Here is a 13,717-nt window from a genome sequence, read left to right as displayed (position 1 = left end):
TGTCTCCTTAGACGAGCTGCTGGCCGCCGTCGATGTCGTACGTGGCGCCCGTGACCGCGGTGTTGGCCATCAGGTGCACGGCGAGCGCGGCGATGTCAGCCGGGCCGACGACGCGGCGGATCGGAAGGGTGCGGCTGAGCTCCTCGCGGCGGGCATCGAGCTGGTCGCCGAGCAGCCTCGCCGACAGCGGGGTGTCGACGAACCCGGCCGCGATCAGGTTCACCCGGGTGGGCGCGGCCTCGAGCGCGAGGTTCTTCACGAGTGCGGGCATCGCCGCGGTGAGGGCGCCGATCAGCGACAGGCCCGGCCCGGTGCGGCGGCCGCCGGTGCCGCCCACGAACAACAGGGTGCCGCGCACCCGGCCGATGGCGCTCTTCGCCACCAGGATGGGGAGGAAGAGGTGCGACTCGACGTCGCGGCGCGCCTCGTCGAACTCGAAGTCCGCGAGCGGCGCGTAGTACGGACCGGGGCCGGTGACGAGCACGTGGTCGACCGGGCCGAGCTCCTCGAAGAAGCGCCGGAGCCGCTCGAAGTCGGTGACATCGAAGGCCGCGATCTTGGCCCCGAGCTCGCGGCCGGCTTCGCTCAGCCGGTCGGCGTTGCGCGCGGTGATGATGACGTCGGCGCCCTCGGAGCGGGCGAGGCGGGCGGTCTCGAGCCCGATCCCGGCGCTGCCGCCGATCACCACGACGGTCTGTCCCTGCAGGGTCATCATGCCTCCTTGACGGGCAGCGCGCAGCCGCGGTCGGGCGCCGCGATCCGCGGCGCGACCCCGGGCTTGTCGGACACGAAGAGCCCGGAGATCAGCGCGCCGGCCGCGCACATGCCGCCGATCACGATCATCGCCGGCTCATAGCCGGTGGCGAGCGACTGGGCGAGCGTCTCGCCCGCGGTCACGCCGATCAGCAGCGGCACGAGCGCCACGGCGAGCACGCCGCCGACGCGTGACGCGGCGTCGTTGATCGCGGAGGCCTCGCCGAGGTCCGCGTCACCCACCGCGTCCAGCACCGCCGCCGTCAGCGGCGTCACCGCGAGCCCGAGGCCGATGCCACGGATGAGCGCCGCGGGCAGCACCGCCGACGCGTAGCCGGAGCCGGGCTCGAGCGCGGCCAGCCACACCTGCGAGACGGCGACGAGCAGGATGCCCGCGACCATCGGCCAGCGTGGCCCGAAGCGGGCGACGAGCGAGCCGCTGAGCGGCGCGAGCACGAGGAACACGAGCGTCACCGGGATCAGCGCCGCGCCCGCCTGCGTCGCCGTGTAGCCGAGACGCAGCTGGAGTTGGACCACGATCAGGTAGCCCGCGGCGCTCAGCGCGCCGTAGAAGAACACCGTCACCAGGTTGATCGCGTCGAACTGGCGTGAGGAGAACAGCGACAGCCGCAGCATCGGCGCCCGCCGCCGGCGCTCGGCCGGCACCAGCGCGATCAGCGCGAGCGCGCCGATGATCAGCGAGATCAGCACCCGCGGGCTCGTCCAACCGGCCTGCGCGCCGTCCGTGAGTCCGTAGATCACGCCGCCGAGGCCGAGCACGGCGAGCAGCGCGCCGATCGCGTCCAGCGAGAGCGACCGGCGCTCCCCGGTGGTCTCGGGCACCCGTGTCAGCGCGGCCAGCGCGAGCGCGATCAGCGGGAGGTTGAGCAGGAACACCCAACGCCACGTTGCATGGTCGACGAGCCACCCGCCCGCGTACGGGCCGGCGGTGGTCGCGAGCGTCGAGAGTCCGGCCCAGATGCCGATCCCTCGCGCCCGGTCGGCCGGTCGGAGCGTGCCGTTGAGGAGGGCGAGGGCGGTCGGGACGACGAGCGCGGCCCCGATGCCCTGCAGCGCGCGGGCGGCGATCAGTGCGCCGGCCGAGGGCGCGACCGCGCACAGCACCGAGGCGGCCGCCATCACCCACAGGCCGATCACGAGCACCCGCCGGCGTCCGAAGCGGTCGGCGAGCGCGCCCGCGATCAGCAGCAGCGCCGCCACCGCCAGCAGGTAGCTCGTCAGCGTCCACTGGATCGTCGCCACCCCGGCGCCGAAGTGGTGGCTGATCGCCGGCACCGCGACGTTGACGACGTAGGCGTCATAGGACGCGACGCCCGACGCGAAGACGGTCCCGGCGATCAGCGCGGTGCCGGTGCGTCCGTGCAGCGACGCGAACGACGGCGCGGCCGCGGGGGAGATGGCGGTGGCGCTCATCGTCACACCGGCAGCGCGGCGCCGGCCTGCTCGGCCGCGATGTAGGAGGCGTACCACGCCGGCCAGTTCGCGTCTTCCTCGCCCGTCCTCGCCTCGTGCTCACCGTGGGCGACCGAGGCGCGTCGCATGGCCTCCGCGAGCTCCTCGGCGGAGGCGAAGGACGTCATGCCGACGTCGATCCGGCCGGGCAGCCGGTCCGTGATCTCCTGGAAGAGCCAGGTGTTGCCGTCGGGGTCGCTGAACGAGGCGAACGAGCTGTACGTCGCGCCGTCCGGGGCCGGGCCTGCGACCCGGGCGTCCGGGTTGAAGCGATCGCCGAGCGCCCCCTCGTGGAACACCTCCGAGATCTCGACCCCACGGGCGGCGACCGCGTCGCGCGCGGCCTGGATGTCGGAGACGACCAGGTACACGTTGGTGGCCGAGCCGGGCGGCGCCGACGTGATCTTCGCGCCGAACTGGATCGAGCACCCCGAGCCCGGGGGCGTGAACTGCACGATGCGGAACCCCTGCCCGTCCTCGAAGTCCGCGTCCAGCCGCCAGTCGAGGCCCTCATAGAACGCCTTCGCGCGATCCACGTCGGTCACCGGGATCACCACGACCTCGAGCTTCATCTCAACCGTGCTCATCAGGAGAACTCCTTGCCGTCGGGGAACGGCAGGAAGCATCCCCCGGCTGGGGACCTCATCGCATCCGCGAAACCCCCGGGTCACACACCCCCGGGGGTCGATGCCCGTGCCCGGGGGTCAGATGGTCGGCGCGATCGCGTCGGGCACGATCAGCGCCAGCGTCGCGACGGCCAGGACGAGGGCGACCGCGATCGTGGCGATCCACGGCCACGGGAGCCGGTCTTCGGGCTCATGGTGATTGAAGTGCGCGAGCACGAACTGGACCGTAGCGCGCCTCGCTCCTGGACGCCAGGCACCGCCTTCCGGCGCTTCGCCGCGCTGGCACTTGTGAACGCGTCACGTAGGACCTCCGGTCGATTGAGGGCCGCCGAGGGTGCGCGATCATCCCTCCGGTCGTCGCGAACTCTCTCCTCCCGCGGCGGCGAAGACAGCATCGGTGGTGGCGGGCCGGGCCTGGACATCCCGGTCCGCCGACCGAAACTAGAGTTTCTCGATCAGATTTGTCGAGATTGCCGTAGACTGCGGCAGCATGCCCTGGATCTCGACGATCTCTCCGGAAGCGGCCACCGGCCGACTGGCCGAGTCCTACGCCTGGCAGTCGCAGCGGCTCGGCCGACCCACGGAGTTCACCCAGCTCGGCAGCCTGGAGCCCGAGCTGGTCCACGCGCGGCTCGTGCTGTACAAGGCGAGCGAGAACGCCTCGAGTGCGCTGACGCCGCTCCAGCGGACCCTGGCCGGCCACGTGGCGTCGGCGGTCAACCGGACGCCGCACTGCACGTCGCGCTCGCGGATCAAGCTGCTCGAGCTCGGGCTGACGCCGGAGGCCGTGGACGCCGTCGAGGCGGGGGTCTACGACGGGCTCGGGGCCGCCGACGCCGCGGTGGCCCGCTACGCCGACAAGCTCACGCGCGACCCGGGGGCGATCGCGGTGGGTGACATCGAGGCGCTGCGCGCCGCGGGTCTCGGCGACCACGAGATCGTGGACCTCAACAACCAGGTCGCGCACCTGAACTACACCAACCGCGTGGCGAACGGGCTGGGTCTGCTGACCGAGGTCGAGGCGGACTTCCCGGCGTTCGACACGGTCCCCGCGTGACCTGGATCACCACGGTCGCGCCCGAGGACGCGACGGGCGCGCTGGCGGAGGCCTACGAGGTCCAGCACGACAAGCTGGGCTTCGTCACCGAGCTCACGCAGCTCGGCAGCCTCTATCCGGACCTCGTCGAGCGGCGCCTGCGGCTCTACGACGTCGTCGAGTCGGCGCCGTCCGGCGTCCCGCCGTGGGCGCGCCGCGCGGTCGCGCTGCTCACCTCCGTGCTCAACGGCTGCCGCTTCTGCACCGTCGGTCACACGACCAAGCTCGAGGAGGCCGGCCGCGGCGAGCTGGCGGCGGCGATCAAGGCCGAGCCGGAGACGGCGAGCGCCGGCGATCCGGCCGTCGACGCGCTGTTGGACTACACGCGCAAGCTCGTCCGCCGGCCGGGCGAGATCGTCGAGGCCGACGTCGACGCGCTCCGCGGCGCCGGCTGGAGCGATCTCGACATCCTCGACGTCAACGACATCGCGGCGTACTACTCGTACATCAACCGCGTCGCGACCGGCCTCGGCCTCCTGCACGAAGGATGAGCGCCCGGCTGTCGGTGTCACTCCAGAACGACTGGCCGATCGCCGCCTCGGTCGCCGACGCGCGGTTGGCGGAGGAACTCGGGTTCGCCGAGGTCTGGATCAACGAGAACGGCCATCACCGCGGCGCATTCACGCAGGCGGCGGCGATCGCCGCGGCCACGAGCGAGATCGGGATCGGCATCGGCGTCGTCAACCCGTTCCACCGGCACCCGTCGGTGATCGCGATGGAGGCCGCGTCGCTCGACGAGCTCTCCGGCGGGCGTCTGAAGCTCGGGCTCGGCGCGTCGCTGTGGAACCTGCGCAACCTCGGTGAGGACGACCCGCGCACGGCCAAGCCGCTGACCGCGACCGTCGAGGCGATCCGGATCATCCGCGCGCTGCTGCGGGGCGAGCCCGGGATCGAGAGCGAGATCTACACGGTGTCACCGCGGGCACGGCTCGACTTCGAGCCGCTGCGCCGCGACCTCCCGCTCTACATCGGCGCGGTCAACCGGCGCATGATGCGGGCGGCGGGGCAATGGGCGGACGCCGTCGAACTGGGCGCGATCATGTCGATCGGCTACGTCAAGTGGGCGTTGGCGCTGGTCGACGAGGGCGCCCGGCTGAGTGGGCGCACGCTCGCCGACCTCGACATCGCGGCGCCGCTGATGACCGCGGTCGCGACCGATCACGACGCCGCGCGCGAGGCGGTCAAGGAGCCGCTCGCGTACTACCTGTACCGCGTCGAGCCGGTCGTGACGGACGAGTCCGGCGCCGATCCCGAGGCGATCGCGGCGGTCGCCGCGGCCGTGCGCGACGACGGGCCGGCAGCCGGCGCACGGTACGTCACCGACGAGCTGATCGACACGTTCACCGCCGCGGGCGAGCCCGGCCACGTGGCGCGGCGCCTGAGCGAGTACGCGGCGGCCGGCATCCACGGCCTGATCGCACAGATCCAGGGCACGCCGCGGGACGAGTCGTTCCGGCTGCTGGCGACCGAGGTCCTGCCCGCGATCCAGCCGCCGGTCGGAGCCGCATGACGCGCTGGGCGCTGTGGATCCACGGGGTGCGACCCGTCCCCGAGCTGGTGGCGATCGCTCGCGCGGCGGAGGAGCGCGGCGCCGCCGCGCTGCTGCTCGCGGACGAGGGCATCGAGCGTGACATCTACGTGACGCTGGCGGCGGTCGCCACGGCGACGCGGCGGATCGCGCTCGTCCCCGCGATCACCAACCCGCACAGCCGTCACCCGGTCACGACCGCGGTGGCATTGGCGACGCTCGCCGAGCTCGCTCCCGGCCGCGTCGTCGCCGGCCTCGGCGTCGGCGGCAACATGGTCTTCGGACCGTTGGGGCTGCGGCCGGCGCGCCCGTTCACGGCCTTGACGGAGACCGTCGACGTGGTCGACCGGCTGCTGGCCGGCGAGGTCGTCGATCACGAGGGCGAGTTCACCGCCGCGCACGCGGCGATCCCGTGGTCGCCCGAGCGCCTGCCGGTCGCGATCGCGGGTCGCGGCCCGCGCGTCCGGCGGCTGGCCGCCGACCGCGCTGACTGGGTGATCCTGGCCGGCCAGCCGGTCGACGCGGTGCCGGAGCTGATCGAGGGCATCCGCGCCCGTGGGCGGCGACCGACGATCGTCTGGAACCCGTCCGCCGCGTGGACCGACGAGCACGTCGAGGAGCTGCGCGGCCACTTCGCCTACATCACGGTCGACCTGCCGCCGGAGGAGCGCGCCGCCCTCGAGATCACGGACGCGCACGTGGAAGAGCTGCGCGCGGCGGTCCACTTCGAGGGTCCGGCGGCCGCGGCGGTGCTCGTGCCGGATCGCGTGACGAGCCGGTACGCGATCGCGGGCTCGCAGGAGGAGGTGGCGGCGACGATCGCGCGCACGGTCGAGTTCGCGCGGCCCGAGCTCGTCGCCTTCCACGCACACGAGTACACCGTCGCGTACGTGAACGAGGTCGCCGATGTCGCCGCGCGGGCGCGGCTCCTGTGATGCGCGTCGGCGTCTCGCCGTGGGGTACGTCGCTGGCGGGCGTGAAGCGCGTGGCCGCAGCGGCCGAGGCGGCGCGGGTGGACACGCTGTGGCTCGGCGACGGCCTGCTCGTCGTGCCCGACTTCCCCCAGTGGTCGGGCGGGCTGGAGCCGTTCGCGGAGCTCGCCTGGCTGGCGGGCCGGCATCCCTCGCTGGCGATCGGCGTCGGCGCCGCGGTGCTCCCGCTGCGCGACCCGCTGTACGTGGCCAAGCAGGCGGCGACGCTCGACCAGCTCACCGAAGGCCGGTTCTTCCTCGTGGTGACACCGGGGATATGGGAGCGCGAGTTCGCCTTCCGCGGACTGTCGTTCAAGGCCCGCGGGACGCGCTTCGACGAGTTCATCCGAGTGGTGCGCGCCGCGTTCGCGGGCGAGCCGTTCGCGGGCGAACAGGTGACGCTCCCGCCCGACGGCCGCCTCTCACCCGTGCCGTTCACGGTCGGCGGCCCACCGCTGTGGCTCGCCGGCGGGCGGCCGACGTTCGAACGCGCGCTGCGCCACGGCCTCGGCTTCCAAGCCCGCACCACGCCACCCTCTGCGTTCGCGGCGACCGCGCGCGAGTGGTTCGATCGCGGCGGAGGAGACCTGGCGATGCGGATCGCGCTGCAGGTCGCCGATGCCGTCGTCGAGAGCGACGACGCCCTCGCCGGCCCACCCGCCTACCTCACCGAGCAACTCGCCGCCTACCGCGACCTCGGCCTCGCCGACGTCTCACTGATGCCCGGCCGCGACGACGCCACCTCGCTGCGCACGCTCGAAGCGCTGGCGGAAGAGATCCTCCCGGCGCTGCGCTGACCCGCGCCGCGCCGCGCCGCGCCGCGCCGCGCCGCGCCGCGCCGCGCCGCGGCGCGCCGCGGGGTGGCGTGGCGTGACGCCGCCGCATGGCGTGGCGTGACGCCGCCGCATGGCGTGGCGCGACGCCGCCGCATGGCGTGGCGCGACGACGCCCCGCGCGGCACGACGCGACGACGCGCTACGCGGCGACGGCCTCGCGACTCTGTGCGAGCACCGCGCGCGCCCAGGCGACGCGCGGTGCCACCTCCGCGACGCTGTGGGCGGGCACCGCGATCGCGTCCGCGCCGATCCCCCGGGCCAGCGCCGCGGCCTCGGCGGCCGCGTCGGCGCGTACGATCACGTCGCGCAGCACCGCCTCGGGCACGAGCCGCTCGACGGCCTCGCCGGCCACGAGCCCGCGCCGGATCTCGTCCACCCGACCCTCGTCGAGCCCCCACGCCCGCCGCGTGGCGGGCCGGCTGTTGAGCGCCGCGTACGCGGCGGCGTGCGGCGTCGCGTCGCCGTTCACGAGCAGGGGCGCCCAGATGACGCGCGGCGCCGCCGCGCCGCCGCTCGCCGCCACGCGCGGCTCGCCGGCGCCGGCCGCGCCCGCGGCCGCGCGCAGGTCGCCGCCGGGCGCGCCCGCCGCGTCGCCGCCCGCCGCCACGCGGGGGTCGCCGCGGCGGGCGAGGCCGGCCGCCCAGGCCAACTCGCTGCGCGGCACCGCCCACAGGAGGACGTCGTCGGCGACGGCGGCGCCCGCGCGCAGGACGCTCGGCGCGCGGCCGGCGACCACGACCCGCGGCGGCGTGAGCGGGACCTCGAGTCCCCGCCGGCTCGTCTCGCTCAGCGGCGCGCCTCCGGCGACGCGGCGGATCAGCGCGACGAGCTCGACGATCCGCTCGGCGGCGTCGCCGCGGTCGATGCCCGTGGACGCCGGCAGCTCGCTCCCGCCGGCGCCGAGCCCGAGCCGGACGCGGTCGCCGGCCAGCTCCTGCAGCGTCGCCACGGCGGCGGTCGTGTGGAACGGGTGACGCAGGTACGGGTTGGTGACCAGCGGGCCGACCGCCAGCGCGGACGTGGCGCGGGCGGCCTCGGCGGCGAGCAGCCAACTGTCGCGCCACCAGAACGCGTCGGGCACGCCGAGCCAGTCGGCGCCCGCCGCCTCGGCCTCGACGGCCAGCGAACGGACGTCGGCCAGCGTCGGGTTGTGGATGTGGGAGATGACGCCGACGCTCATACCGGCACCCCGGTCAGGACCGCCGCGGCCCGCGGCAGCAGCTCGAACGGGTCCGCGCCGAGCAGCGAGATGCCGATGCTCGTCGGCCGATGGCGCGCGACGAGCTCCTGCACACGGCCGCTGACATCGCCGTGGACGATGTACTCGTCGACCAGCTTCTCGTGGTCGTCGCCGAAGTACTCGCGCACATAGGGCGGCGAGTCCTGCAGCACGCGCAAGAGGTCGGGCCTGCGCCGTTCGAGCATCGCCGAGTCGAACGCCACGTTCAGGTACACGGCGGTCTCGATCTCACGCTCCGAGCGCGCCCATCCGAGGACCCGGTCGAGCAGGCCGAGCGGCACGCCGCCGACGAACGCGCCGTCGGCGGCGCGCGAGGCGAAGCGGTTCAACCGCGGCCCGCGCGACCCGACGAACAGCGGCAGCCCGCCGGGCGGAATCGCATGCGCGACGCCCGCGAACGCCTCGCCGGAAGCGACCGCGCGCGCCGTCAGCAGCGCGCGCTCGGTGTCGGCGGCGGGCGTCGTCGGCCGGACGCCCAGGGGATCGAGCGCGTAACCACCGCCGGTGCCGAACCCGAGCACGAACCGCCCGCCCGAGAGCTCCTGCAGCGTCAACGCGCTCGTCGCCGCGATCGCGGGCAGGCGCAGGTAGGGGTTCGTGACCGCGATCCCCAGCCGCAGGCGCTCGGTCCGCACCGCCACCGCTGCCAGGAGCGCGAACGGGTCGCGCGCCGGTCCTTCGTCCCCGAGCCAGAGCTCGTCGAGCCCGAGCCGCTCGGCCTCCTCGGCGAGCGCCACCAGCCGAGACGCCTCGAGGCTCGGGAACAGCCAGATGCCGGTGCGCGTCACGCCGGGACGGCCCCGAGCGCTTCATGCGCGGTGGCGATCGGCTCGCGCAGCCCGAGCCCGTTGGCGACGCGGTTGATGTAGTTGTAGTAGGCGACGATGTTGTTCACGTCGAGGATCTCGAGGTCGCCGAGCCCGACCGAGCGCAGCGCCTCGATGTCACCTGCCGCCACCGTGCCCGGCGCCGACGTGAGCTTCGCCGCGTACTCGCGGATCGCCGTCAGCCGCGGGTCGTCGCCCGGCGCGTCGGGGTCGACGCCGAGCTCGCCCAGCTTCAGCCGCAGCCCCGAGCCGCAGTGCGGCGTCCCGTTGAGCGAGGACGTCACGAACGCCGCGAACGCGCGCTCGACCGGCGTCAGAGAAGACGGGCAGGCCTCGACGACCTTGTACAGCCGCAGCCGCTCCAACACCAGCTCCGGATACAGGCTCCCGAGCTTGGTGAACGCCGCCGGCTCGCCGAGCTTGCGCGCCTGCCACTCGTAGGCCTCGGCCAGGACGCCGGACGCGTCCCCCGGCTCGACGATCTCGATCCAGGGCATCAGAGCGCGATCTTCGGATCGAGGAACTCGTTCGTCGTCAGGTCGGCCGGTGTCAGGCCGGCCTTGAGCTTGGCCTTCTGCGCCTCGAAGACCGGGCTCAGCGTGTCGATCAGCGTCTGCACCCGGGCGGTGTCGAACGAGCCGAGCGTGCCGTCGCTGCCGTTCTCGACGAGCTTGAGCTTCTTGATCTGCTCGACCGCCGCCGCGGTGCCGCCCTCGTCGATCGAGAAGCCGCTCGTCTTGAGCTTGCCGACGATGTCGACCAGCGTCTTGTTGACCGGCGCGGGATCGTTGAGGTAATCGATCTGCGCCTGCTGGAAGAGCGGGATGAGCTTGCTCAGGCACGCCTGGTTGGCGGCCAGCTTGTCGGCGCGGATCGAGAGCGCCGACTGGTAGACCGGGTACTCGTTGACGAGCAGGAACTTGACCGGCTTGTTCCATCCGCGCGTCTGGTTCTCGTACGCGTACGGCTCGTTCGTGGCGAAGCCCTGCTGGACGACGTCGCCGTCGGCGGCCACGAACCGCGCGGGCGACCCGTTGTAGGACGTGTCGAGCTGCTTCTTGTTCAACAGGCCCTTCTGGGTGAACAGGCTCAGGTAGGTCGCGCCGTCGAACGCCAGCACCTTCGCACCCGACTTGCCGATGTCAGCCACGCTCTTGAAGTCCCACTTGGGGTTGCCCCACATGAAGATCTGCGGGTTCTTGTCGTAGGTCGCGAACACCGCCACGGTCGGCGCCTTCACCGAGTTCTGGATCGCCTCGTCGGTGCCGACGTAGCCGAGCAGGATCGAGTCGTCCTGATAGAGCAACGACGAGACCTGCTGGAACCCGGTCGCCGGGCCGCCCGCGCGGATCTCGAGGTTGATCCCGGTCGTGCCCAAGGGACCTGTGTAGCTGTTCTTGTTCGCGTCGACCTTGCCGCCCGGCCCGATCAGCTGGTAGGTCCCGCCGTGGTCGGCCTCGGGCCACCAGTTCGTCTGGACCACCACGGTGTCCGGGCAGATGCCCTTCAGCGGCGTCGTGTACTTGGCGTTGCTCGTGGCCGCCGGCTTGCCCGTGGCGGCCCCGCCGGTGGGGGTGTCATCGCCGCCGCAGGCCGTGACACCGGCGGCGACGGCGACGGCGAGCGCGGCGAACGTGGAGAGGCGTTTCACTAGCGGGTCCTTTCATGGGGCGTAGGAGTCGTGCCAGGCGCCGGTCGCGAGCCGGGCCGCGAGGCCGAACAGCCAGAAGACGACGAGGCCGAGCAGGCAGGAGAAGAAGACGGTCGCGAGCAGCTGCTCGGACTGGAGCTGGTACGTGTAGTCCGAGAGCAGGCGCCCGAGCCCGGGCGGTCCCTGCTGGAAGAAGAAGTCGCCGACGATCGCGCCGATCACCGACAACCCGGCGGAGATCCGCAGGCCGGCGAAGATCGCGGGGAGCGCCCATGGCAGCTGCAGCCGCCACAGTCGCTGCCACCGCGTCGCCTCGTTGAGCGTGAACAGCTCGTGGTGCTCGCGCGCCGCCGACTTGAGCCCGAACAACGTGTTGGTGACGATCGGGAACAGCGAGATCAGCACGCACACGAGCACGCGGCTCGAGAAGCCGAACTTGAACCAGAACCCGATCAGGGGGACGATCGCCAGGATCGGCACGGTCTGCAGGACCACCGCCCACGGGTACAGGGAGCGCTCGATCCAGCGCGCCTGGCTCATCGCGATCGCCAGCGCGAGTCCCAACACCGTGGCGATCGACAGGCCGACGACCGCGACCGCGATCGACTGCACCAGGCCGTCGAGGATCTCGCTCAGGTTGTCGCCGTCGAGGAAGCCGATGCGGATGACGTCCTGCGGCGGTGGCAACAGGAAGCGGCGGCGCGGCTCCAGCAGCACGTAGCTGACGAAGAACCAGATCCCGACGATCGCCGCGAACAGCAGCGCGGGCGGCAGCGCCTGCCGGGCCCGGCGGGTCATGTGATCGCCCTCCGCAGACGCGCCGAGGCACTTGCGACGAAGGCGTGGAAGGCGGGGTCCGCGCGCAGCCGCTCGTCGCGCGGGTACGGGAACGGGACCTCGAGCTGCTCGACGATCCGCCCCGGACGCGGTGACATGATCGCCACCCGCGAGGAGATGAACACCGCCTCGGCGACGGAATGGGTCACCAGCAGCGCGGAGAACGCGGTCGCCGCGTGCAGCCGGAGCAGCTCCTCGTTGAGCCGCTCGCGCGTGATCTCGTCGAGCGCGCCGAACGGCTCGTCGAGCAGCAGGACCCGGGGCCGCAGCGTGAGCGTGCGCGCCAGCGACGTGCGCATCCGCATCCCGCCGGAGAGCGCGCGGGGGAGATGCCCCTCGAAGCCCTGCAGGCCCGTGAGCTCGATCGCCTCGGCGGCGCGGCGGCGGCGCTCCTCTTTCGGCAGCCCGTGCAATTGGCCGAGCAGCTCGACGTTGGTGCGCACGCTGCGCCACGGCAGCAGCGTCGGGTCCTGGAAGACGAAGCCGACCGGCCGCTCGGAGACCGCGACGTCACCCACCGACGCGGTCTCCAGGCGCGCGGCGATCCGCAGGAGCGTCGACTTGCCACAGCCCGACGGGCCGACGATCGACGCGATCGTCCCGTGCGGGACCTCGAAGTCGACCTCCTCGAGCGCGAGCGTGCCGTCGGGGAAGCGCTTGCCGACGTCCCGGAACGCGACCGCGGCCAGCTCAGTCGCCGGCGTGGCCTCGACCGCGGTCACGCCTCCACCCGCACCGTCGTCCGTGCGACGACCCGCCCGTCACGCTCGACCACGCGGTCCACGGGCGCGGCCGCGATGGCATCGGCGAGCGACGAGGCGGGCAGCGTGACCGAGTCCGTGCTCGGCGCCAGCCCCATCAGAGCGCGGGCCGAGTCCGAGACCGCGGCCAACGCCTCATCCAGCGAGAGGTGCGCGGCGGTGACCAGCAGCCCGGCCGTCTCCAGCGGGTCCAGGCGGCCCGTCGGGTTGAACGGGTCGCGCACGTTGTCACCGCCCGCGGCCACCGTCACCCCCGCGTCGAGCAGCTCCCGGACCGCTGTGAGCCCGCGCGACGCCAAGGCGCCCGCCTCCCGGCCCTGCAGGTAGAGGTTCGTGGCGGGCAGCGCGACGACGCCGACGCCGGCGGTCGCGAGCCGTTCGGCCGTCCGGGCCCGCACCGGATCGTCCTGCAGCGGCAGGCTGACGAGATGGTCGACCGCGACGGGATGTGGGAAGCCGCCCTCGACGCGGTCCAGCAGCGCCGGCAGCGTGAACACCCGCGGGTCCAGCGTCTCGTCCACATGTAGATCCAGCCCCACGCCGGCCGTGTGCGCGAGCTCGACGACCGCGTCATAGGCACCCGCCGGGTCGGCGTCGAGCCACGGCGCGCCGCCCAGGAGGTCGGCGCCCGCGGCGAGCGCCTCGGCGGCCAGCGCCTTGACGTCCGCCGAGCCGCGCCCCGTGAGTGGCAGGAACGCGCACGCGACGACCTGGAGGTCGAGCACGCCCTCCAGCTCCTCGCGCAGGCCGAGCAGCGCGTGAACCGCTCGCAGGCCGATGTCCGGCCCGGTGTCGACGTGCGCGCGGATCGCGGTGGTCCCGTTGCGCAGCAGCGTGAGCGCCGCGCGCCGCGCCCGCTCGCGTATGGCATCGGCGCTCTGCGTGGCGCGGAAGCCCAGCCACGCGTCGATCGCGCCGGCGAGGTCGCCCGCGGGATTGGCGACCTGATCCACCGTCAGCGCCTTGTCCAGGTGCACGTGCGGATCGGCCAGGGCGGGCAACACGAACGGCTTGGCGGCCGTGGTCGGGACGAGCGGGCTCGAGAGTGGGGCGACCGGCATCAGAGCCGGGAGTAAATCAAAACTCGATAATCCCGATCAAGTTAATGCAGTAGGCGA

Annotated in this window: 16 protein-coding genes; 5 read left to right on the top strand and 11 right to left on the bottom strand. The window is 73.2% G+C overall.

Annotated elements, in window-relative coordinates; translation table 11 throughout:
* Nucleotides 1-7: 7 nt before the first annotated feature.
* From G569_RS0114820 to G569_RS62615, 4 genes are all read right to left on the bottom strand, one after another.
* Nucleotides 8-715: an SDR family oxidoreductase gene (locus tag G569_RS0114820; RefSeq protein WP_053226387.1), complete on the bottom strand. Its 708-nt coding sequence runs from the start codon at nucleotides 713-715 to the stop codon at nucleotides 8-10.
* Nucleotides 712-2,187, bottom strand: a complete 1,476-nt coding sequence (locus G569_RS48555) for a DHA2 family efflux MFS transporter permease subunit (protein WP_157592047.1) — start codon at nucleotides 2,185-2,187, stop codon at nucleotides 712-714. Before G569_RS48555 ends, G569_RS0114820 begins: the two co-directional genes overlap by 4 nt.
* A 2-nt stretch (nucleotides 2,188-2,189) precedes the next feature.
* On the bottom strand, nucleotides 2,190-2,813 hold the full coding sequence (locus G569_RS0114810; protein ID WP_028063975.1) for a VOC family protein: 624 nt from the start codon (nucleotides 2,811-2,813) through the stop codon (nucleotides 2,190-2,192).
* A gap of 117 nt (nucleotides 2,814-2,930) precedes the next feature.
* Nucleotides 2,931-3,068 (bottom strand): hypothetical protein, encoded by a 138-nt coding sequence (locus G569_RS62615; protein WP_157592046.1) that lies wholly within the window; start codon nucleotides 3,066-3,068, stop codon nucleotides 2,931-2,933.
* Between the two features lie 274 nt (nucleotides 3,069-3,342).
* Between G569_RS62615 and G569_RS58015 the strand changes: the two genes are divergently transcribed.
* The 5 genes from G569_RS58015 to G569_RS58000 are packed head-to-tail and all read left to right on the top strand — an operon-like array spanning nucleotide 3,343 to nucleotide 7,244.
* A complete protein-coding gene (locus G569_RS58015; protein ID WP_028063974.1) occupies nucleotides 3,343-3,909 on the top strand; it encodes a carboxymuconolactone decarboxylase family protein in 567 nt (188 codons plus the stop codon).
* Complete coding sequence (locus G569_RS58010) at nucleotides 3,906-4,439, top strand: peroxidase-related enzyme (protein WP_053226385.1); 534 nt, start codon at nucleotides 3,906-3,908, stop codon at nucleotides 4,437-4,439. Before G569_RS58015 ends, G569_RS58010 begins: the two co-directional genes overlap by 4 nt.
* The gene (locus G569_RS48540) at nucleotides 4,436-5,458 is read left to right on the top strand and encodes an LLM class flavin-dependent oxidoreductase (RefSeq protein ID WP_053226384.1); all 1,023 of its coding nucleotides are present in this window, start codon (nucleotides 4,436-4,438) and stop codon (nucleotides 5,456-5,458) included. The genes G569_RS58010 and G569_RS48540 overlap by 4 nt, the downstream gene beginning before the upstream one ends.
* Nucleotides 5,455-6,411: an LLM class flavin-dependent oxidoreductase gene (locus tag G569_RS58005; RefSeq protein WP_053226383.1), complete on the top strand. Its 957-nt coding sequence runs from the start codon at nucleotides 5,455-5,457 to the stop codon at nucleotides 6,409-6,411. The genes G569_RS48540 and G569_RS58005 overlap by 4 nt, the downstream gene beginning before the upstream one ends.
* The gene (locus tag G569_RS58000) at nucleotides 6,411-7,244 is read left to right on the top strand and encodes an LLM class flavin-dependent oxidoreductase (protein ID WP_053226382.1); all 834 of its coding nucleotides are present in this window, start codon (nucleotides 6,411-6,413) and stop codon (nucleotides 7,242-7,244) included. Before G569_RS58005 ends, G569_RS58000 begins: the two co-directional genes overlap by 1 nt.
* Nucleotides 7,245-7,422: 178 nt before the next feature.
* Here G569_RS58000 and G569_RS0114775 read toward each other — a convergent pair whose 3' ends face one another.
* From G569_RS0114775 to G569_RS48515, 7 genes are read right to left on the bottom strand one after another with little or no spacing between them, the layout of a single operon-like run.
* Complete coding sequence (locus tag G569_RS0114775; RefSeq protein WP_028063973.1) at nucleotides 7,423-8,463, bottom strand: LLM class flavin-dependent oxidoreductase; 1,041 nt, start codon at nucleotides 8,461-8,463, stop codon at nucleotides 7,423-7,425.
* Nucleotides 8,460-9,311: an LLM class flavin-dependent oxidoreductase gene (locus tag G569_RS0114770; protein WP_028063972.1), complete on the bottom strand. Its 852-nt coding sequence runs from the start codon at nucleotides 9,309-9,311 to the stop codon at nucleotides 8,460-8,462. The genes G569_RS0114775 and G569_RS0114770 overlap by 4 nt, the downstream gene beginning before the upstream one ends.
* Nucleotides 9,308-9,847: a carboxymuconolactone decarboxylase family protein gene (locus G569_RS65360; protein ID WP_028063971.1), complete on the bottom strand. Its 540-nt coding sequence runs from the start codon at nucleotides 9,845-9,847 to the stop codon at nucleotides 9,308-9,310. The genes G569_RS0114770 and G569_RS65360 overlap by 4 nt, the downstream gene beginning before the upstream one ends.
* Entirely contained in the window at nucleotides 9,847-11,001 is a 1,155-nt protein-coding gene (locus tag G569_RS0114760) for a substrate-binding domain-containing protein (protein ID WP_028063970.1), read from the bottom strand. The genes G569_RS65360 and G569_RS0114760 overlap by 1 nt, the downstream gene beginning before the upstream one ends.
* 12 nt (nucleotides 11,002-11,013) lie before the next feature.
* The gene (locus G569_RS0114755) at nucleotides 11,014-11,799 is read right to left on the bottom strand and encodes an ABC transporter permease (protein ID WP_037496633.1); all 786 of its coding nucleotides are present in this window, start codon (nucleotides 11,797-11,799) and stop codon (nucleotides 11,014-11,016) included.
* The gene (locus G569_RS48520) at nucleotides 11,796-12,560 is read right to left on the bottom strand and encodes an ABC transporter ATP-binding protein (RefSeq protein ID WP_053226381.1); all 765 of its coding nucleotides are present in this window, start codon (nucleotides 12,558-12,560) and stop codon (nucleotides 11,796-11,798) included. The genes G569_RS0114755 and G569_RS48520 overlap by 4 nt, the downstream gene beginning before the upstream one ends.
* Nucleotides 12,557-13,660 carry an amidohydrolase family protein gene (locus tag G569_RS48515; protein WP_053226380.1) on the bottom strand — a complete coding sequence of 368 codons (1,104 nt, stop codon included), beginning with the start codon at nucleotides 13,658-13,660 and terminating at the stop codon, nucleotides 12,557-12,559. Before G569_RS48515 ends, G569_RS48520 begins: the two co-directional genes overlap by 4 nt.
* Between the last annotated feature and the right edge of the window lie 57 nt (nucleotides 13,661-13,717).

Origin of the sequence: Solirubrobacter soli DSM 22325, assembly GCF_000423665.1 — a bacterium.
In the GTDB taxonomy this organism is placed as follows: domain Bacteria; phylum Actinomycetota; class Thermoleophilia; order Solirubrobacterales; family Solirubrobacteraceae; genus Solirubrobacter; species Solirubrobacter soli.
This window is presented reverse-complemented; position numbering and strand designations above follow the sequence as displayed.

Bases quoted from the DNA above. Each gene is read 5' to 3' on its own strand.
- G569_RS0114820 (WP_053226387.1), bottom strand. From the start codon at position 715: ATGATGACCCTGCAGGGACAGACCGTCGTGGTGATCGGCGGCAGCGCC.
- G569_RS48555 (WP_157592047.1), bottom strand. From the start codon at position 2,187: ATGAGCGCCACCGCCATCTCCCCCGCGGCCGCGCCGTCGTTCGCGTCG.
- G569_RS0114810 (WP_028063975.1), bottom strand. From the start codon at position 2,813: ATGAGCACGGTTGAGATGAAGCTCGAGGTCGTGGTGATCCCGGTGACC.
- G569_RS58015 (WP_028063974.1), top strand. From the start codon at position 3,343: ATGCCCTGGATCTCGACGATCTCTCCGGAAGCGGCCACCGGCCGACTG.
- G569_RS48540 (WP_053226384.1), top strand. From the start codon at position 4,436: ATGAGCGCCCGGCTGTCGGTGTCACTCCAGAACGACTGGCCGATCGCC.
- G569_RS58005 (WP_053226383.1), top strand. From the start codon at position 5,455: ATGACGCGCTGGGCGCTGTGGATCCACGGGGTGCGACCCGTCCCCGAG.
- G569_RS58000 (WP_053226382.1), top strand. From the start codon at position 6,411: ATGCGCGTCGGCGTCTCGCCGTGGGGTACGTCGCTGGCGGGCGTGAAG.
- G569_RS0114775 (WP_028063973.1), bottom strand. From the start codon at position 8,463: ATGAGCGTCGGCGTCATCTCCCACATCCACAACCCGACGCTGGCCGAC.
- G569_RS65360 (WP_028063971.1), bottom strand. From the start codon at position 9,847: ATGCCCTGGATCGAGATCGTCGAGCCGGGGGACGCGTCCGGCGTCCTG.
- G569_RS0114755 (WP_037496633.1), bottom strand. From the start codon at position 11,799: ATGACCCGCCGGGCCCGGCAGGCGCTGCCGCCCGCGCTGCTGTTCGCG.
- G569_RS48515 (WP_053226380.1), bottom strand. From the start codon at position 13,660: ATGCCGGTCGCCCCACTCTCGAGCCCGCTCGTCCCGACCACGGCCGCC.